Below are 19480 nucleotides of genomic sequence, written 5' to 3'. Positions count from 1 at the left end.
ATATATGTAAAGAAGGTTTGCGAACCTGAGAAGGCGCTAAGATAAAAGGATGGATACAATAAGTCAGCTTTAGTAATGTTTGATTCCAATTCACCCAACTCAGACTTACTCCGATCAATACTAGGACCACTGTTAGAAGATTTCCAATACTGGTTTGGGCGATCGCGTTTGCTCTTAGAGACCGAAACGCTCCCCTTCTTAAGCGCTGAAAAGCGTGCAGACCTGTTAGCGCGAGTCAGCACGGCGCAGCAAGAGGTAAGTACTGCACAAATGCTCCTTAAAGTAACAGACGGTCAGGTTGGCATTGAGACGTCTGTTATGAAACCCTGGCATGATTTGGTGGGAGAATGTTGGCAGGTAGCTGTGCGCCTTCGTTTGCAGGAGTCTGGAAAAAATAACTGTGACTGATTGTGGAGGCAGAGCAACACCCGAGCTGACACACAGCCTCATTTTCATAGGGCCTTAGTCTATATCTGTATTCTCGGTTTGTTTGGTTAAACGAGCGTTGAGTGCCTGAAAATTTAAGCATCCATAAAAATACACTGTCGTAGCCCCTTTTTAAGGCTGCTAACCCTGAGGAAACCTTTATGCTATTACACCTGCTTTATATCATTGCGTTTACGACTCTCGCCTTCCTTGCCGTTGGCAATTTGATTCGAAATTTGATGACTCTGGGTGTTGAATCGCAGCGCAGTCAAGCTCCAAGAAACTGGGCCATGGGCGAACCGAAATCAACTTCACGGTTACGGATGGTGCCTCACCCAGAATTTTTAGATACCGCTGGGAATGTTATTAACGAACCGCTGTTAGTCATGCGATCGATGAGCGTTGAAGACGCACGTGAACAGTTGGATGCGCTTTATGAATCGTCACCAGGGGCGAACGCATCGGGCTCCAGCGATCGGCGTGAAGATGTTTAATCGCGTCTAGTCCCCAGAATGCCGTTGCCTATTGTGGCAAACGCAAAGGTACGTTGACCATCAGCCAACGTGCCTTTGTTTTATGAGTTTAACGTTTATTACAAGGTCAATTGAGGCAGCGCAGAGAAGTGCTCCTTACGCATGATTCAGGATGATTGTGACGACATAAACTAAAGGCATGTACTCACTCATTCTTAAACGATTATGCCTGAGCCATCTGAAGTAAAGCCTTCAGACGTTTCCCAATCGCTACATGAGGAAACCGCGATCGTCTCTGCAGAGCCAAACCTGGAAACCCAGCCAGTGAAAGTCTGGTACGACATCACCGAACAGTTAAGCGACTGGAAGCGCTTTGCTCCTCTACAGTGGCTCACCAGTACGCTGACCTCATGGTTTAGTGTCAGCGAAGCAGAGGTTGTCGAGATTCTGGAACAGGTGCGGGGACAGTTGCCTACCACCGAAGCGTTGATGGTTGGCAAGCCCCAAGCCGGGAAAAGCTCGATCGTGCGCGGTTTAACTGGAGTTTCAGCAGACATTGTGGGGCAGGGCTTTCGTCCCCATACGCAGCACACACAGCGCTACAGCTATCCCACCAGCGATTTGCCGCTGCTCGTGTTCACCGACACGGTTGGTTTGGGCGATGGTGCTCAGGAGACAGGGGCGATCGCACAGGAACTCATCAGCGAACTCCAGCCAAATGAGAATCGCTGCGCCAGAGTCCTCATTTTGACGGTCAAAATTAATGATTTCGCGACCGATACACTACGTCAGATTGCCAGCCAAATCCGCAAACAGCACCCAGAAGTACCTTGTTTGCTGGCTGTGACATCACTTCATGAGCTGTATCCAGCCGATCTCAGTGACCATCCTGCCTATCCACCAGACGTTGAAGCGGTTAACAGAGCGTTTGCAGCCGTGCAGGAATCCTTTAAGGGTTTGTACGATCGCGCCATTCTCATCGACTTCACGTTAGAAGAAGACGAGTTTACGCCCACGTTCTACGGGTTAGACGCTCTGGTCAATGCGTTAGCAGATCTTTTACCTGAAGCCGAAGCCCGCGCCATGCATCAACTCCTCAATGAAGGTGCTGGGGACAAGCTTGGCGATCTTTACCGCGATACGGGTCGCCGTTACATTTTGCCGTTTGCCATTATGGCGGCAACTCTTGCTGCGGTGCCGTTACCCTTCGCCACCATGCCGGTTCTCACCGCACTACAGGTATCATTGGTCGGGCTTCTAGGCCAACTCTATGGACAAACGCTGTCGCCGTCACAGGCAGGGGGAATCGTCAGCGCGATCGGGGGTGGGTTTCTAGCGCAGGCGATCGGGCGAGAATTGATTAAATTTATCCCTGTCTTTGGGAGTGTGGTCGCGGCTTCATGGGCAACCGCGTACACCTGGGCCTTGGGTGAAGCGGCCTGTGTCTACTTTGGCGATCTGATGGGCGGTAAAAAACCCGACCCCAAACGGATTCAGCAGGCGATGAACGAATCCTTTGCAGCGGCAAAAGAGCGGTTTAAGCAGAAGAGCTAAGAGCTATCAGCTAGTAGTCCGAGCTAATTAAATGTAGAACAGGGTGCATCTTGTCCGCGAGCGAGACCTCATACTACGATCATCTATCTATTAATTACACCCAACGACTTAGCAGCCAAAAGCTGACTGCTGACCGCTGACCGCTAAATGCCTAGGCGTTGATAGATTTGGTCAAGGTGCTTGAGATGGTGCTGCGGGTCAAAACACCCTTCTACCTCTTCGGCAGAGAGATGTTTAGCCACACGATCGTCCTGGCTGATCAAAGCGTGAAAATCACCATCCGGCTTGTTCCAGGCTTGATGGGCGCAACCTTGCACAACCGTATAAGCCTCTTCGCGACTCATGCCCTTTTCGACCAGCGTCAGCAGCACCCGTTGACTGAAGACAACGCCACCGTAGAGGTTCATATTGCGCGTCATATTTTCGGGATAGACCAGCAGGTTTTTGACTAGATCAGTGATTTCGACCAGCATGAAATGCGTCAAGATGCAGGCATCCGGCAAGATCACGCGCTCTGCGGCACTATGAGAAATATCGCGTTCATGCCAAAGCGCTACGTTTTCTAGAGCCGTACTGGCATGACTACGAACCACTCGTGCCATCCCCGTCAAGCGCTCCGATCGAATGGGGTTGCGCTTGTGCGGCATTGCCGAAGAGCCCTTCTGACCTTTGGCAAAATATTCTTCTACTTCCAGGACATCGGTACGCTGAAGGTTGCGGATTTCAACGGCAAAGCGCTCGATCGACGCAGCAAGTAGCGCCAACGTTTGTACAAAGGCAGCATGTCGATCGCGCGATACCACCTGTGTCGAAGCGGTATCAGGTTCTAAGCCAAGGTTCTGACAGGCGATCGCTTCCACTTGCGGATCGATATTGGCGTAGGTGCCGACCGCACCAGAGATTTTGCCCACCGCAATGCTGCGTGTTTGCTGGCAGAGGCGATCGCGATGGCGCAAGACTTCAGCCAGCCAACCAGCCAGCTTGAAACCAAAGGTAATCGGTTCGGCGTGAATACCGTGCGATCGACCAATCATGATTGTGTTGCGATGCTGCTGTGCCTGGTAGCGAATGGCTTGAATGAGGGACTCTAGCTGTGCCATCAAAACATCCAGACTGGCAACCAGTTGTAGCGCCAGAGCAGTGTCGAGCACATCAGAACTGGTCAGCCCGAGGTGAATATAACGCCCTGCGTCGCCGACATACTCGTTGACATTCGTGAGAAAGGCAATCATGTCGTGGCGCACTTCCGCCTCAATTTCCAGCACTCGTTTCGGGTCAAAGTTTGCCTTTGCCTTAATCTCTGCCACCGCTTCTGCCGGAATAGAGCCGAGTTCTGCCTGCGCCTCACAAACAGCAATTTCGACTTGCAACCAGGTCTTTAGCTTGTAAGTATCAGTCCACAAATGGCCCATTTCGGGCAGGGTATAACGCTCAATCAAGGTTCGTGTCGCACAGCACAACGGCTCTATTGTACAACCGTCTTTCGTTGGATCGATGCCGTAAGTACACGCGATCGCCTCATCGCTTCACAATGTCTTGAGCAAACATTTTCAAATGGTCATCTATCACAAGGTAGAAAGTGGGTACGTTGTGAAGGACGGTTTTCTTAGGAACACGTTTCTTCTGAATCAACGTTTGCAGCACCTTATGCTCTGGAGCAGCGCAAGATGTACAGGCAATCCACGTTCAGCGCGTTAGCAAGAAAACCCAGATGGATCAAGACGATCGTCCGTTGTACAGGCATAATGGCGGGCATGTCGATCGCTGCCACGGTCTTTACAGTCAATACGGCAAGTTCCGCCCAAGCAATTGCTCCTCAACCCATCCTGCAAAGCACAACCTTATCCAACAGCAGCACTCGCCTCGAAATTCACTTGAGCCGTGGTCAGGCTGTGCTCTATCAGGGTGATAGACCAGTAAAACGCTACCCGATCGGCACTGGACGACGCGGTTGGGAAACGCCAGTCGGCACATTCAAGGTGATGCAGATGAAGCGTCATCCCACATGGATTAGTCCTTTCACGAATGAACGCATTGCTGCCAACGATCCGAGAAACCCGTTGGGGGGATACTGGATTGGCTTTTGGACGAACGGCACGAATTGGATTGGCTTTCACGGCACGTTAGAGGCTGGCACAGTGGGTCAAGCAACCTCCCATGGGTGTATTCACATGTATGACAGCGACTTGAAAGACCTCTTCTCACAAGTCAGCTTAGGCTCTCAGGCAGGGCGAACGCATACATATCTTAACAATGCCTGCATGAAGAATTGAGCAGACTGAAGATTCAAAACAGTTATAGATCTGAGTCGAGGTTTCTCATGCCTGCATCAGCGATTACAAGTCTCAAAGCCCATTTCAGAGAACTGCCCGATCCGCGTGCCCAACACAGCATTGAGCATTTGCTGATGGATATTGTGATGCTCACGATTTGTGCGGTGATCTGTGGGGCAGAGAGTTGGGTGGAGATCGAGCACTATGGGCTTGCGAAACGGGAGTGGTTAGAAACCTTTCTTGAACTGCCGAACGGCATGGCGTCCCACGACACAATCGAGCGTGTGTTTGCTCGACTCAGACCAGAGCCTTTGCAACAGTGCTTTTTGAACTGGGTGCAGGCTGTGTTTGAGATCAGTGGGGGGCAATTAATTGCGCTGGATGGGAAAACGCTGCGGGGTAGCTATGAGCGCGGCAGCAAGCAAGGCATGATTCATATGGTGAGTGCTTGGGCAACGCAAAATCAGATTGTGTTGGGACAACGCAAGGTGCATGAGCAAGCGAATGAAATCACCCCCTTCCAGGATTACTGAGGGTGTTAGATCTGGCTGGGGCTGTGGCCAGCATTGATGCCATGGGCTGCCAAACCGCCATTGCTGAGCAAATTGTCGCACAGCAAGGAGACTATGTGCTGGCGCTCAAAGGCAACCAAGGCAATCTCCATCAGGATGTGGTGCAGTTATTTGACCAGGCTCGTCAGCAGCCGTTTCGCGGCATTGCACACGATGACTATGCAACTCAGGAACGGGGGCATGGACGAACAGAAATTCGTCGCTATTGGGTGATGGGTCAAACCCAATATCTCGTTGGTGCTGAGCACTGGGCAAAGTTGACCACGATTGGTTGTGTCGAATCGCAGCGACAAAGCGGCGAGAAAACGACCTGTGCAACTCGCTATTACCTGCTCAGTCTACCGTTGGATGCAAAGCGATTTGCTCAGTCGGTACGGGGTCACTGGGGCATTGAAAATCAACTGCACTGGATTCTGGATGTCGCATTCCGAGAAGACCAAGCACGCTCGACGTTGGGTCATAGTGGCGAAAATTTAGCCGTAATCCGCCATCTCGCAGTGAATCTCCTCACTCAAGAAAAATCGGCTAAAGGCGGGACTCGCGCCAAGCGTCTCAAGGCAGGCTGGGATGACCACTATCTGTTGAAAGTGTTGTCTCAGTCCTCTCGTTCGGTTTCTAAAAGATGAAGAAACGTATGCGTTCGCCCCAGTGTGACGATGAAGCGATGCCATGGGGGAAACGGGAATTAGAGCAACCCGAGGCGTGGCACCAGAGTCGAGTGCGGCGCACTGGAGGCGGACGCAAAGCGGCCCTCGCAACGATAGCGGGACTCAATGAGGCCTTTTTGAGCGTGCTTGCCAAGCATACGGCGGGTTCACCGATGGCTGAAACCATCAAGTGGACGAAGCTGACGCGGCACGAGTTTGCCAGATTGTTGCGGGCAGAAGGGATGAGCGTCAGTGTGACAGTGGTAGACCAACTGCTGGAGAAACACAACTATCGCAAGCGGAAAGCCCAAAAGCGATCGCGCTTCCAACGCACCCTCAACGCGATCGCCCCACCAGCTTTAAAGGCGGCGATCGTTGAACCAGCCGAAGTGACGAAGGCTGAGAAAGAAAGTCTTAAATCGGCGATCGTTCGCGCGATCTGGTCTCCTCAATTGAATATGCTAGCCTCTGAGCATCAGCTACGTACCTATCATTTTCCTTACGAGGCAAGAATTTGGGCGATCGTACTTGTCCCGTTGATCCCTCTATATGAAACATCACCTGGCATGAAGCTGAGCATTCTTCAATAGATGAAGTTAGGATGCTCAATGCAACCAAGGCTATCTGCGATCGCTTTTTGAAACCTGATTTGGATGTTTAACTTGTTATTAGACGGAATCTTTCCGCAGATTCACCCCAAAACAGGGGATCAGCAGACAGTTTCCCCAGATCACCTCAAACAGATCGGCAGAATCTTTCTGTATAGTACGCCGTTTACGGTGGATAGACAGACCGTTTCTATGCGATACACTACTGAGTCATTAGATTAGCTTCTTTTGTATACAAGCTCATTTCGTATGCTAGTGCTAATATCGGCTACTGTTGGGCATAGTCGCGCTGTTGAACTGGGTACGATCGCCCTTCACATCAATCAAATCAGCACCGACTAACTCTGTGTCTGTAAGGATTGCTTCGCTCAGATTGGCTCCTCGCAAATTTGCCTCTGTAAGATTGGCGTGGCTCAAGTTCGCGCGGCTCAAGTTTGCACCGCGTAGATTCGCTTTGCGACCATCTGCTTTAGCCAGATTGGCTCGACTGAGGTTCGACCAGGAGAAATTGACTCCTGACAGGTTGGCATGGCTCAAGTCAGCTCCCAGCAACAACGCTCCAGCAAAATGTGCATCGGTTAACGTTGCAGCGTGCAAGTTGGTGCGGTAGAAGGTTGCTTGTCCACATTCAGCACGATCGAGGTTGGCACGAGTGAGTGTTGCCATGCTGAGGTTCGCGGCAATGAGCATGGCAGTGCTCAAATTCGCGCGGCTCAAGTTTGCCTCATCCAGATCAGCATTGCGCAGATCCGCTCCATAGAGTTCCGTTGCACTGAGATCGGCATGGCTCAGATCAGCATGACGCATCAATGCCACCTTCAAATCGGCACCGATGAGGATGGCGTGAGACAGATTGGCACCGTTAAGGTTAGCAACACTCAGCGTGGCATTGACGAACTCTGCTTCCTTCAGGGTTGCCTTCACCAGGCTGACTCGCATGAGATTGGCATTGTTGAAGGTGGCTTTCGTGCAATCAGCGCCATTCAAATTGGTATTGCAAAGGAGCGTTCCATTGAGGTTGGCACCGCTTAAGTCGATATCTGCAAACTGCTTGCCGCTCAAATTAGCGTTGCTGAGATCGGGTACCATTTGGGGCGATCGCAACCGCCACTCCTGCCACGCAGCGACACCGCGTTCTAGCAGTGCAAGATGCTCTGGGTTTGCCATACTTGCGTCCTTTGCACGATCGAATTCATTCAAACAGATTCATTCATAGCGGATGCGACAACGAATCAAGGTTGATTCAGCCTACTCTGTGCGGCGATCGTCGGGGTGATTCCGTCCAGTCACATTTTTCATCGACTCGATGACTGCCTGCGCTGCCGCCATAATATTGCGTTCTTCGCCACCTAGATAGAGCCGTCCAAAGCTACCCACTGCCGAAATTTGCAGAATATTGATCAGGGCTGCTTTTTCGGCTTCGTTGGCAGCGAGAGCGGCATAGGCAGCAGGTTCCACTTCCAGCACATAGAGCGTTTGCCCTGCCAGAATCATCTGTCCACGTCGGTTGCGGTTGATGAGCTGCGTATGGTGCGGATCGATGTTGCGAATAATCTGGCTAGAGAGCACACGCGGCTTGAGGCAGTCATTCCGCTGTACACCTAACGCCTCCAGGATGGCTCTGCCCGCCTCCTGAATTTCACCCTGATTGCTGGAATGCACTTCGAGCAAGCCATATAACCGCTCGACGACCAACACACCAGGACGAACGACGGCTGATTTAAGCGCGACATCGGTAATGCGATTGATTTCGATGCCAGGCGAAATCTCGATCCAGAGGGATGCATCGCCAGGAAGGGGCAAGAACCCAATGGAGACGGTTCCCATGTAAGCCGCGTGTTGGGCTTGCAAGCGATCGATATAAACGTAGCTGCGGAGGTCTATACCCAAGGTTTTGGTGAAGGCTGAATGGCTAAAAGAGGGTCAACTGGTCGCGATCAAACGCAATGTAACGTTGGGTATCCGTTTGCTATTATTTCACCTTCTGGGTACTTTCTGGTGGTGACCCAATGGCTAGCGCGATCGCTCCATCTAACCGGAATGCTGCACTCAGGGCAACGGTGGCACCAGCCGATCAACAACACTCACCAAGCGGTTAATGGCTTCTGCTTGACTGCGGTTACTTGCCTCCATTGCGGCAGTAATACGATCGATGTTCTGGCTTTGCTGCTCAGCGGTTTTAACCACTCGATCAAGGCGTTCGTCTATGTGGTCAAAGCGATCGCCCTGCTTCTCAATCGCAGCTAATTGTTGCTTGGCTGTTTCTGCCTGTTGCTGAGCTGCCACTGCCTGTTGCTTGGCTGTTTCTGCCTGTTCGTGTACCAGTAATTTGAATTCGGTTAAACCCTTAGTAAAGTGTCCAACCTGGTCAATCAGGATATCGAGCTTGTCAGGTGAATGAGGTTGTCCGCTGCTGGTCATGGCATTCAGGGCTTTGAAGAGTACTATTCGCCGCAATCATTTCTCAAAAGTCTACACGACTCACGCAGCTATGTCAGGCAGACAAGTAGGTATAGCGGCTCAAGCTACGCTCGTAGTTTTGCAGCAACAGTTGGGATTCTTGCAGCGTGATGCGTTTTTCTCGCAGTGCCAGTTCGGTTTGTTGACGAATGCTTTCGATCAGGTCTTCAGAGTCGTACTGCACATAGCCGAGGACTTCCGTCATTGTGTCGCCTTTAACCACATGCTCGATCTCGTATCCTTTGGGCGTGAGGTGAATATGAACCGCGTTGGTGTCACCAAACAGGTTGTGCAGGTTGCCCATGATTTCCTGGTACGCGCCGCCAAGGAACATCGCAAGGTAGTAGGGTTCGGGAGAGGGATGAGGGATAAGGGATGAGGGATGAGTTCCGGATTCATCCTTAATACTTTTGCCTTCGGCCTTTTGAAGTGGGTGCAACTCCAACACGGGCTTCACATCCTTCAAGTCAATAAACTGGTCAATTTTGCCGTCGCTATCGCAGGTAAGGTCGGCGAGAGTCGCACGCTTGGTGGGTTCTTCGTCGAGGCGATGGATAGGCATGATGGGGAACAGCTGATCGATCGCCCAACTATCCGGTGCCGATTGAAAGACGGACAGATTGATGTAATAGATCGACGCCATGATCTTTTCGAGATCTTCCAGGTCATCGGGGACATATTCTTGCTGACGGGCGATCGCCAAAATCTTTTCGCAGCAGACCCAGTAGAGACGTTCGGCGCGCGCACGTTCGGGCAAGCTGACGTAGCCGAAGTTGAATAAGCTGATGGCTTCTTCTTTAAACTGGGTGGCGTCGTGGTATGCCTCTTGATAGTTCTCGACCGTGATGGATTCGTAGGTTTCGTAGAGGTTGCGGATGATCAGGTGTTCCGTTTCCTGGACAGGTTCGGGCACACCAGAAGGCACTTCGCTGGTGCTGAGCACATCGAATACGAGGACGGATTGGTGCGAGGCGATCGCCCGACCGCTTTCGCTCACCAGGGTTGGTACTGGTAACTTACGCTCATCGCAGGCTTCCTTTACCTCAGCAACCACATCATTGGCGTAATTCTGAATGTTGTAGTTTTTGGAAGCATAGAAGTTGGTTTTGGAACCGTCATAATCTACGCCTAACCCACCACCGACATCCAGATACTTCATGTCTGCGCCCAGTTTCGCCAGTTCTACATAAATCTGGCTGGCTTCCTGAATAGCAGTTTTGACCACGGCGATTGACGAGATCTGAGAACCGATGTGGTAATGCAAGAGCTGCAGCGAGTCCAGCATATTAGCAGCGCTCAGTTGCTCAACCGTGCTGAGAATTTCGGGCACGGTGAGGCCAAATTTGGCGCGATCGCCGGCCGAGGTGCCCCAACGTCCCACGCCTTTGCTGCTCAACTTGGCACGCACACCCAGAATGGGACGAATGCCTAACTTGCGACCCGCTTCAATCACCAGCGGCACTTCTTCAATTTGCTCCAGCACAATAATGGGGGTCTGCCCCAACTGCTGTGCCAGAATGGCCATCTCAATGTACTCACGGTCTTTGTAGCCGTTACAGATCAGCAGTGCGCCGGGAGTTTTTAATGTTGCCAGTGCAATCATCAGTTCGGGTTTTGAACCCGCTTCTAAACCGAACTGATGCGGTTTACCAAACCGGACGAGTGCTTCAACTAAATGCCGCTGCTGGTTGCACTTGACGGGAAACACACCGCGATATACACCGGGATAGTTGTACCGTGCGATCGCTTTGGCAAACGCTGCGTTTAACCGCTCAATCCGGTCTTCGAGAATGTCGGAGAAGCGGATCAGGAGTGGCAAGCCGAGGTTCCGCTGCTTGAGGGCATTAACGAGGTCAAAAAGGTCAAGAGAGCCACCGCGATCGCCTTCTGGAGAAACCGTGACGTGTCCTGCTGCATTGATCGAAAAGTAGGGTTCGCCCCAACCAGTAATGCGGTAGAGTTCCTCGCTTTTTTCGATCGACCAGGCGTTGTGTGAGCGATTGACATCAGACTTCGATCCACTAGTAGCCTGAAGCTGTGCTTTCACCGTTTGTTGTTCGGTTGATACCACCGATTCCATGCCTGAATCAGCCTTTGCAGAAGTTGACCGTGCCCCCATTCTCTCTTGACCTCGCAATCATTTCTGAAGTGCTAGTCTATCGCATCCATCCTGATGCTGTAGGTAAGGCACGGCACCCAACGGCTATTCAGAATCCAATTCCTCCGTGTTCGGTGAAGGTGGTGTGGAGGGTTTGAGTGGTGGTGCCGGTGTTGGTGTCGGTGTTGGTGTCGGGGTCGGTGCTGGCGTCGCCTTTGGGGCTGGCGTTGCAGGTGGTGTGCTTGTCAACAGCGGTTCGGGCTTAGCTTCAATGCCTAGCTGATTTTTGGCTGTGGCGATCGCGCTTGTAACGGCTGACTTACTGGCTTCCAGTAGCCCTTGACCCGCATCTTGAGCAACGCGATCGGTGTTTGGCTTTTCAAAATTGTTGATCCATTCGCGGGTGCTCCAGCCAGTACGGTAGCCCGTTCGCCAGATCCAGTCGCCAAAGACTAGTGTTAAACAAACAACCAACCAGAGTAGATAGCCTGTTTCTTTCAGAAGAGCCCAGGTTGTGGAAACCGTTTTGGTATAGGTTGCCCCGGTGTCTGGGTCTTTGACGAGTTGCCAGACCTTAGCAGCTTGCGTTTGAATTTGATTGTTCATCTAAAAATTCTCCTCATTCCCTGATAGTCCCCTCGTTTCCTGATACCTGATATTAGTTATAAGCGTCGATGCTGCTTCTGGTCGATGCTACTTTTGTAAGTGCTGCTGCGGCAAGAATTCCAGCGTATCAGGCATCAACCTCAGCTCTATGAGTGGCTTATAGAATAGGTTGCTTACGGATCTATATATAGTCCGATCAATGAGCCAACCTGAGTTCTAGAGACTACACGCTACGATCGTTATCCTTAGAATACCGAAACCTCTTCCAAAGATTCCCCATCATAAGGTAGAAGCCTCACGCAGATGAGAGTCAACTCGACCGCAGCGTATTAATCTGTACAGGCTGTTGTCTACTAAGGTAAAGAGGTAATACCTTTGTTATTTCCCGCACTGCGGTTGCCTGAATCATGACGTTGGTGGTTGCGACGCTCTACAAATTTGTGAGGCTGCTTGATTTTGCTGAGCAGCAACAGCCTCTCTTGTCGTTATGCCAGCAGCAAGGCATTAAAGGGACGCTTTTGTTGGCAGAAGAGGGGATCAATGGCACGATCGCGGGTTCGCGAGCGGCGATCGATGCGGTGCTATCCTTTCTGCGTGCTGATCCCCGTTTCGCTGATCTGGAGCACAAGGAATCGCTTGCAGCCGTGCAGCCGTTCGCTCGCCTGAAAGTGCGCCTCAAGTCAGAAATTGTCACGATCGGCGTTCCCGACGCTGACCCCAATGTCCAAGTGGGCACATACGTTGAGGCAAACGACTGGAATGCGCTCATTGCTGACCCTGATGTCACCGTCATTGATACCCGCAACAACTACGAAGTCAGCATTGGTAGCTTTCAGGGGGCAGAGAATCCAGAGACTCGATCGTTCCGCCAGTTTCCTGAGTACGTTCGCACACATCTCGATCCCGCAAAGCAGAAAAAAGTCGCGCTCTTCTGCACAGGTGGTATTCGCTGCGAAAAAGCGTCTGCGTTTATGCTGGCTCAAGGGTTCGAGAATGTTTATCACCTCAAAGGCGGCATTCTGAAGTATTTGGAAGCGGTGCCGACCGACGAAAGCTTATGGGAAGGCGAATGTTTCGTCTTCGATCAACGCGTTGCGGTGCAGCACGGCTTGGAGCCGGGAACCCATGATATGTGCCGCAGTTGTGGACATCCCATTTCAGACGAGGACAAAGCGTCTCCTGATTACGAAGATGGCATCGCCTGTCCCTACTGCATTGACAGCTTGACCGAGGAGAAGCGATTGCGCCAACAAGCACGACAACGGTAGTGCGAAAAAACTAGCTGTTGCCGCTCCAAAAACGGAGGAGCGGTCAAACTACATTTGCCCATGACCGCTTAGTAATCAGTCATGGGTAATTACAACCGCCACCTATGACTCTTCAGTGAAAATCTAGACTACTCTGCTACCGCTTGAGCTTTGCGAGTTTTGCGGCTAAATTGCAGCGACAGATCATCGACTACTCCATCCAGTCCCATTCCTTTCCCAGAAGTTTTTGCAGAGTTGTAAGCCAACCTTGCAGCAGGGCATTGCTGATCAAAGGTATGAATTTCGTAGAGGCGAACAGCCGTGTCGCCCCCCAGCCGATATCGCGATCAGACGGTTCATACCCTCATTCAGCAATGATGGGCTGTGTTCTTTCACCGATCCTACGGGCGATCGGCGATCGCGTTATAAAGGAAAGCGATCGCACTCAAATCAAAATGGGTGATTTTGAGGGCAGAAATAGTGGGTTGACACCAGGAAGCCTAAACTAGAAGGTGAAGGCGATCGCGCAGGCGCGAATCTTACCAAGGAACTCGCCTATGCAATGGAACTCTGTTTAATCATCTACTGCCCCCTTGGCTCCTGCCATTGATTCCTCTACCGTAGAGGAATCAATAGATTGTTTCCCCCACCATTATTTCCTCTACCATCGTTTCCTCTATGTATTGGTCGGGGCAAAGGAAAGGGAATATTAATTCCGGTGGGAGGTTCTGTTGGTCGCTCAGGCGATCCCCCCGTTGCACAAAATTTTTGTTTGTATTCTGCTAATTGGCTTGAGATTCCTGGCGCACCCGCCCAAAGTGCAGGATTTAGAAAAGATTGCATGGATCCCGAACCTAAAGTTTTGGGGCAGTCTATAGGCTTAATGATATTTTCACCCGATTGATACTTATTGCCTTTTTGCAGCCTCAGACTATGCTGCCTGTCTACTGATACGATGTCTACTGATCCCACTAATACCGACACTTCGATGCTGCCAGAGTTGAGCGGTTGGAGTTGGATTAGCGTGACGTCATCACTGGCAGGAGAAATCGCCACATCCCCTGGGTGATAGACATTAATAAAACATGACTTACCATTTATGTAGCGAGCCTCTTGGTGTAATGTCTTGAGTTCTGAGTCCACCATGCTTTGACCACTGCCTTTAGCTGGGAAGACGATATTTCCAGAACATTGAACGAAGGCCATTAGTTCTTGCGTCTCCAGTGGTTCTTCACCCAGGGTCGCCACCTCGCAGGAACCAGCAACCCCGTTACTCTTGCACTCTTCAATTGCTTTTTGACAGGGGTTCGTTGTGCCATCGGTCGAATCGCTAAATCCCCACCCTGAGCCAGCCTCTTCCAAAACACTACAATATTGAAAAGAACCCGCAGGATTTTTTGCCTGTAAGCTTTTGTCGCTGGCCAGACCCAGTTGATACCCAGTTGCTTTGGGAAGGTTCATTGCGGAGGGCCCTCGACCCGATTTAGCAATGACGGAAGTGCAACCCCTACTATTCCGGTTCATGGCTTTCCATCCGATCGTTGCAGCGCCATGAATTGCACAGGGAAAGAGGTATTCTGTAGCGCTATCACCAGGACCAATTTGCAAAAGTGGATCAGCCGGATGGTCGAACCTGACGTGCACCTGACTGCGTTGACCACCCACCACCAGGATAGACTGTCTTGGAATGCTATTTTGGAATTGCAAATTGATGGTTTGATTTTTTGAGGCTGGCGCTGGGCGTTGCTTCTGATCCATGCGAATGGCAGGAACACCACTGCCTGATTCAGGTTTCAAGTCAGCAATGGTGGCGGATTGTGGAATGGCAAAGGCTTGAAGGGCATTTGCAAATACACTAACAGGCATTAAAGTGAGTGTGATCAGGGCTAGTAGCCTCTGATAAAACTTTCGTTGTGAATGTTGAGATGCGGATGGTTGGGATGAATCATAGAGGGTTTTCATGATGACTGATGTCCATTCGATGAGTTTAATGATGGGTTGACGGAACTAGCTGCCGTTTTGTTCTTGATTGGGTGACAAGCTTTAATTCGATCGATGGCATACTCGACTCCGGCAGGGTCAAAAATAGCTGTTGCGAGAGACTGACTTGAAAGCTTTTGTGTTTTGTCGATCGGCATCTCAATGCAGGTAGTATCATCCCAGCTGCAATTTGATTTTTGGGCTTGCCATAGTGTTTCAATTTCCTTTAATGTTTCACAGGGCATTAATTGTGCTTCATCTTCACTGAGTTGACCATCCCGATTGAGATCGGCTCCTGCACCAAAATTAAGCATCAAAATTTTGTAGGTGGTTTGTAGGGCTCCATGGGTAAACGCCTTTTCAAATAGAGTAAATTTTGCATTCGGAATCGGTTTGCCAAATTGTGGATGCTCAAGATCGTTCTTCAATTCCCCCATTCTGTATCGATTGATCAGGGCAGCCATTCCACTTTCGGCTTGAGCGTGTGCTTGACTAAAGGGGCTATTCAATGGATTTGGCGGTTGCTTTGCCAATCTGGAAGTAACAACCATGATTCGCCGGTAATAAGAGAGGGCAAGATCAATATTTTCGTTGGTGGGATTCCTTTCCAGTTGCTGAGCTGCGGTAAAAGACAGTGGCAAAGCCTGTGCAACAGTCGCAGGATCATCGGATAGGAACAGCCCTTGAATCGTTTGTTGAATCCTTTGCTTTGACGTTTGCTGTTGCAGGCCAAACACTCCCAGAAAGAGGATGATCAGCGTTGGAAAGGCGAGTATGATACTCCACCGCATGCGCTGTCGTTGGCGCTCTTGCACGCGACTGATGTGGATAAAAGCGATAGCGGTACTGGAAAGCGGCAGGCGATCGCCATGCTCCTGAATGAACGCCCGCGCTTCAGACAACTTTGAACCTTGCAGAAGGTAGGCCAGTTCAGTGGCTTTCCCGTTTTCCAACCAAACTCCTGCCGCTGCCTCAAGCTCATGCTTCTTTCTCAAAGCCACCCGATTTTCCTCAATCCAGCCATGAAGTCTGGGCCAGTAACGGATCAGGGCTTCATGGGCCACATCAATGACTTCGACGTGACGAGCGGCTTGATTTTTCTCAATTAATTCTGTTGTAACCAGCAGTCGTGCCTCTAAGAGGCGGAGAAGTACCGCTTCGACCATTGCTGCTGACTGTTGAGTTGAGATGAACTCTCGTTTCGGAACTTGTCTGCGAGTATCGGCTACCCCGTCCCCATCACCCAATTGAGTCAGTTCCAGAAAAATGTGCTTGGCGACATCTTGCTCTTGGGCGTTTAGGGCAGCATAGAGCGCTTCTGCACTTTGCTGGAGCGTACCGCGCACGCCACCCAGGTTCGTGTAGGCGGCAAAAGTCAGCCAATTGACCGCTCGATGCTGCCAAAGTTCCGTTAGGGTATATTGCAGCAAGGGCAGGCTACCCGGTGCACCTTGCACATCGATAATCATTTGAGACACCAGATCGGGTTCAATCTCCAGACCCACTTGTTTGGCAGGTTCAACAATGGCTTGCTCGAGTTCCTCCCGGGTCATGGGGGTGACAGGCACTAAATGATCCTGAATTTGTTTCGCCAGTCCGGAGTAGTCCTGCTCTAAGCATTTGCCCAAAAAGTCTGCTCGTAGCGTCAGGACAAGGCACAATTTGTGATCAGAGCGCTCTAAGGCTCCCAGTAAACAGGCAAAAAACTCTTGCCGTTCGGCCTCATCTCGACACTGGGTAAAGCATTCTTCAAACTGGTCGATGACGAGCACTAGCCGATGAGGTGTCGCATCGACCAAATGCCCTAAGCCCGTTGAACCAGCGCTGATCAGGTGAGTCAGCTTTTGCAACTGAGCCGCTTGATCTACCGTTGATGCTTCCGCCGTTAAAAAGGCGTTAGTTAGACTTTGGAGCGGATGGACACCCGGTTGAAAAAGGTGAATCGACCATTGATTGCTGCCAGAAAGTCGGGAACTCGATTTCAATTGATGCATCAGCCCGGCGCGCACAACGGAAGATTTCCCGCTGCCAGAAGCACCGACCACAGCCAGAAAATCTCCGGTGCGGACTTTTTCAATCAGGGCATCCGTGAGTGCTGTGCGGCCAAAAAAGTATTTGGGATCTTCGTCGTTGCAATCAAAATAATTTAATGCTTTATAGGGACATTTCTCTTCTGCGACGACGCGATCGGGGACTTGAGGCCGCCCTGTGAGCATAATTTTGCCGCCAGAGTTGGCAAACAGAGGGCTTTGGGTGGCGGTTCTCAGGTGAGACTCCAGAAACTCTGTGATGGTGAAATTAGTGACCACCCCATTCGGTCGCTCCGTGGGATCTAAGGCTCGGATCAGGGCTTCTGTTAGCACACTGTGTGGCCCGCCAGCCTCTGCATAAGCAACCTCGAACTCTCGCGAGGCGGCAATGAAACAGCGATCGCGGCCTTTGCCCCGATCGCCTGGATCGGCTTCCTCAAAGTTGAGTAATTCGCCACTGTAGCAACAGTCCAGCCAAACAATTTGCTGCCGCACTGAACTGGCTTGCAAGAGTCGCCGCAACCATTGGAGGGATAACCCCCACTGATCAGTGTCTGGATTGACTTCACTAGTGGCAAGAAAGCCTTCCTGAATGCCCCGGTTTTTCCGCAAGCCATGACCGGAGAAGTAAAACAGTGCCGTCTCTGGAATATGCTCACCCTCTGGCTTAAAGAGCCGTACCAGTGCTTCTTCTAACTGGGTGGCGGTGACGGTCTGGTTTTGGGCAATCCGGTGAGCATTGTGATCGAAGGGATCAAGGAATTCTGGCAGTCGCCAGACTCGAAAGTGACCATACTGCTCTAACCGTTGGGCGATCGCTTCGGCATCATTGGCAGGCGATCGCAATTGTTGTAAGCCACCCGGTTGATAGAGATTAATACCGACAACCAGCGCATCTCGACTCATAACCAGCACCTTTGTAAACAGGCGGGAATATCCGGGGAAAATTCAACTTAGTTAGGTTTATGGCGATCACCCTCCTGGGGATAAACAAACCCCGGTTTCTCGCGATCGCTCCCTCGCCAGAGATACTCTGTGAGTTGCCGACCGAGTGGCCGTTCCTCAGCCGGACTGGAGGGCGGTGGCAGGTGAAGCGCCTGGTAAAGATCGAGGCGATGCAGGTCAAAAGCAGACTCCAGCAGATCTCCATAGGTAGCTGCGGCTCCCAGCATCCAACCGTAGGCAAACCACGCCACCAGTAACGCAACAGGAATCGCCCACCATGCCCAAACTGCCCAGATCAAAAAGAGGATTCCCCATAGCCAAACCCGCGCGGCGGTGTTGAGTTCGGCACGGGTTTCCTGCAAATTCTGCTTGATCGCCTCTGGCAAAACCAACCACAGACGAGGCCAGCAAATAATCGCATCTAACCCATACTTATCCCTGGGTTGGCTCTCAGCGGCTCGCAGCAGATTTCCCAGACTAGTTGGCATCATGCGATCGGGTTGAGCCGGGACTTGCCGGAGTCGCCAGTCGATCGCCACAAACTCATCCACCTCTTCTGCCGTTAGACCCTCCTGATCGCGCTGTGCTGCGAGGGCCTGCCAACGAGTATTTAACCGGTTTACCCGTTGTCGTTGTTGCGCCAGCAATCGCCGCCGCAGAAAATTCATCCAGGTGGGCCAGTAGCCTTCAAAAAACCGCAGGACTGTCAGATCAAACCGCTGGATGGCAAAGGCAGTTGCTGCAACCAGCAGCAAGCTACTCACCAGAACAGCAATTTGGAGCGGTTCATCAAGTTGGGTAAACCATTGCTGTAAGCGATTCCAACCAAACTTGTCAATCCAGGCGGCTAACCCACCACTCCAGAAAATAAAGGCAGGGGTGAGCAGATTGGCGGCCCATTGCTCGGCTAGTTTACCGCCCAGACTTTCAAGAAATTTAGTGGGCATCACATGGAGTCCTCCCGATTAGCCCGAACCAGGGCACCGTGCGTTGGACATGAGGGCATTTGTTCACCCGTTGTGCGGCGATACCAGACATAGTCGCCATCAGGGCAAACATATTTTGCAGCGGAGACATCCCCACTTCTGCCAGCCAGTGGTTCAAATCCCTTTGAAATTTGGTGTGGCGCAAGAAATTCCGCTGCCCAATTGCGGATTCTGGGGTCGCTTTGGAGCAGTTCTAAAATTTGGGTGCCAACAGGTTGTCCAGCCTTGGCTTGTGTCAGTAGATCAGCCAGTTGCCGATCGACCAGAGCGGCTTCAGATCCCAGGAGAGCTGGTAAAGCGGGGCGGATGGAGCGGGCGCATTCTAGGATGGCTTCGGGATCAAATTGAGGGCTAGACATATTTGGGGCTGCTATATTCGGTTCTGGTGTCACACCAACTTATGAGACGAGGGGAAATCGCGTTCAACGGGAATTGTGAGCAGTGCCTACCCAACTAGATCGTTGCTTGTTGGTGCGATCGCGCTCCGATCAAAATGGGATTGCCTCTGCCATACCAGTGAGTCGGGTAACCGTGTAAAGCTCCGTCTGAACTTGATTTAGCTGCGGGAGAATCGA

17 protein-coding genes and 1 pseudogene are annotated in these 19480 nt (G+C 51.4%); 8 read left to right on the top strand and 10 right to left on the bottom strand.

What is annotated here, in order from left to right; all coding sequences use genetic code 11:
• Positions 1-75: 75 nt before the first annotated feature.
• The 3 genes from C7B82_RS25545 (at position 76) to C7B82_RS25535 (ending at position 2453) form a co-directional block, all read left to right on the top strand.
• Positions 76-408, top strand: a complete 333-nt coding sequence (locus C7B82_RS25545; RefSeq protein WP_106259583.1) for a DUF2605 domain-containing protein — start codon at positions 76-78, stop codon at positions 406-408.
• 179 nt (positions 409-587) lie between these two features.
• The gene (locus C7B82_RS25540) at positions 588-920 is read left to right on the top strand and encodes a DUF2973 domain-containing protein (protein WP_106259582.1); all 333 of its coding nucleotides are present in this window, start codon (positions 588-590) and stop codon (positions 918-920) included.
• 204 nt (positions 921-1124) lie between these two features.
• Entirely contained in the window at positions 1125-2453 is a 1329-nt protein-coding gene (locus C7B82_RS25535; RefSeq protein ID WP_106259581.1) for a YcjF family protein, read from the top strand.
• A gap of 143 nt (positions 2454-2596) precedes the next feature.
• On the opposite strand, the gene purB is transcribed toward C7B82_RS25535, so the two are convergent.
• Positions 2597-3892, bottom strand: a complete 1296-nt coding sequence (purB, locus tag C7B82_RS25530) for an adenylosuccinate lyase (protein WP_106259580.1) — start codon at positions 3890-3892, stop codon at positions 2597-2599.
• Between the two features lie 228 nt (positions 3893-4120).
• Between purB and C7B82_RS25525 the strand changes: the two genes are divergently transcribed.
• The 3 genes and pseudogenes from C7B82_RS25525 (at position 4121) to C7B82_RS25515 (ending at position 6535) form a co-directional block, all read left to right on the top strand.
• Complete coding sequence (locus C7B82_RS25525) at positions 4121-4726, top strand: L,D-transpeptidase (protein ID WP_219904693.1); 606 nt, start codon at positions 4121-4123, stop codon at positions 4724-4726.
• Positions 4727-4773: 47 nt separating this feature from the next.
• Positions 4774-5924: pseudogene (locus C7B82_RS25520) on the top strand (ISAs1 family transposase).
• Positions 5921-6535 (top strand): ISAzo13-like element transposase-related protein, encoded by a 615-nt coding sequence (locus tag C7B82_RS25515; RefSeq protein ID WP_106259578.1) that lies wholly within the window; start codon positions 5921-5923, stop codon positions 6533-6535. Before C7B82_RS25520 ends, C7B82_RS25515 begins: the two are co-directional and overlap by 4 nt.
• Before the next feature lie 276 nt (positions 6536-6811).
• On the opposite strand, the gene C7B82_RS25510 is transcribed toward C7B82_RS25515, so the two are convergent.
• The 5 genes from C7B82_RS25510 to C7B82_RS32695 all read right to left on the bottom strand — a co-directional run bounded on the left by C7B82_RS25510 (position 6812) and on the right by C7B82_RS32695 (position 11717).
• Positions 6812-7720, bottom strand: a complete 909-nt coding sequence (locus C7B82_RS25510; protein WP_106259577.1) for a pentapeptide repeat-containing protein — start codon at positions 7718-7720, stop codon at positions 6812-6814.
• A gap of 81 nt (positions 7721-7801) precedes the next feature.
• The gene (gene ccmP / locus C7B82_RS25505; protein ID WP_106259576.1) at positions 7802-8443 is read right to left on the bottom strand and encodes a beta-carboxysome protein CcmP; all 642 of its coding nucleotides are present in this window, start codon (positions 8441-8443) and stop codon (positions 7802-7804) included.
• Between the two features lie 159 nt (positions 8444-8602).
• Positions 8603-8974: a hypothetical protein gene (locus C7B82_RS25500; protein ID WP_106259575.1), complete on the bottom strand. Its 372-nt coding sequence runs from the start codon at positions 8972-8974 to the stop codon at positions 8603-8605.
• Positions 8975-9047: 73 nt separating this feature from the next.
• On the bottom strand, positions 9048-11093 hold the full coding sequence (speA, locus tag C7B82_RS25495) for a biosynthetic arginine decarboxylase (RefSeq protein ID WP_219904692.1): 2046 nt from the start codon (positions 11091-11093) through the stop codon (positions 9048-9050).
• 123 nt (positions 11094-11216) lie between these two features.
• Entirely contained in the window at positions 11217-11717 is a 501-nt protein-coding gene (locus C7B82_RS32695) for a hypothetical protein (RefSeq protein WP_181357678.1), read from the bottom strand.
• Between the two features lie 407 nt (positions 11718-12124).
• Between C7B82_RS32695 and trhO the strand changes: the two genes are divergently transcribed.
• Together trhO and C7B82_RS34435 are read left to right on the top strand one after the other, a co-directional pair.
• A complete protein-coding gene (gene trhO, locus C7B82_RS25485) occupies positions 12125-12985 on the top strand; it encodes an oxygen-dependent tRNA uridine(34) hydroxylase TrhO (RefSeq protein ID WP_106259573.1) in 861 nt (286 codons plus the stop codon).
• A 353-nt stretch (positions 12986-13338) separates the two neighbouring features.
• Positions 13339-13473: a hypothetical protein gene (locus C7B82_RS34435; protein WP_281259046.1), complete on the top strand. Its 135-nt coding sequence runs from the start codon at positions 13339-13341 to the stop codon at positions 13471-13473.
• A 106-nt stretch (positions 13474-13579) separates the two neighbouring features.
• Here C7B82_RS34435 and C7B82_RS25480 read toward each other — a convergent pair whose 3' ends face one another.
• The 4 genes from C7B82_RS25480 to C7B82_RS25465 are packed head-to-tail and all read right to left on the bottom strand — an operon-like array spanning position 13580 to position 19264.
• Positions 13580-14926 (bottom strand): hypothetical protein, encoded by a 1347-nt coding sequence (locus C7B82_RS25480; RefSeq protein WP_106259572.1) that lies wholly within the window; start codon positions 14924-14926, stop codon positions 13580-13582.
• Positions 14923-17880, bottom strand: a complete 2958-nt coding sequence (locus C7B82_RS25475) for an nSTAND1 domain-containing NTPase (protein WP_106259571.1) — start codon at positions 17878-17880, stop codon at positions 14923-14925. Before C7B82_RS25475 ends, C7B82_RS25480 begins: the two co-directional genes overlap by 4 nt.
• Positions 17881-17927: 47 nt before the next feature.
• Positions 17928-18866 carry a hypothetical protein gene (locus C7B82_RS25470; RefSeq protein WP_106259570.1) on the bottom strand — a complete coding sequence of 313 codons (939 nt, stop codon included), beginning with the start codon at positions 18864-18866 and terminating at the stop codon, positions 17928-17930.
• Positions 18866-19264, bottom strand: coding sequence for a hypothetical protein (locus C7B82_RS25465; RefSeq protein ID WP_106259569.1), 399 nt, complete (start codon positions 19262-19264; stop codon positions 18866-18868). The genes C7B82_RS25470 and C7B82_RS25465 overlap by 1 nt, the downstream gene beginning before the upstream one ends.
• Between the last annotated feature and the right edge of the window lie 216 nt (positions 19265-19480).

The sequence above is a fragment of the Stenomitos frigidus ULC18 genome, assembly GCF_003003795.1.
Lineage (GTDB): Bacteria > Cyanobacteriota > Cyanobacteriia > Leptolyngbyales > Leptolyngbyaceae > Stenomitos > Stenomitos frigidus_A.
This window is presented reverse-complemented; position numbering and strand designations above follow the sequence as displayed.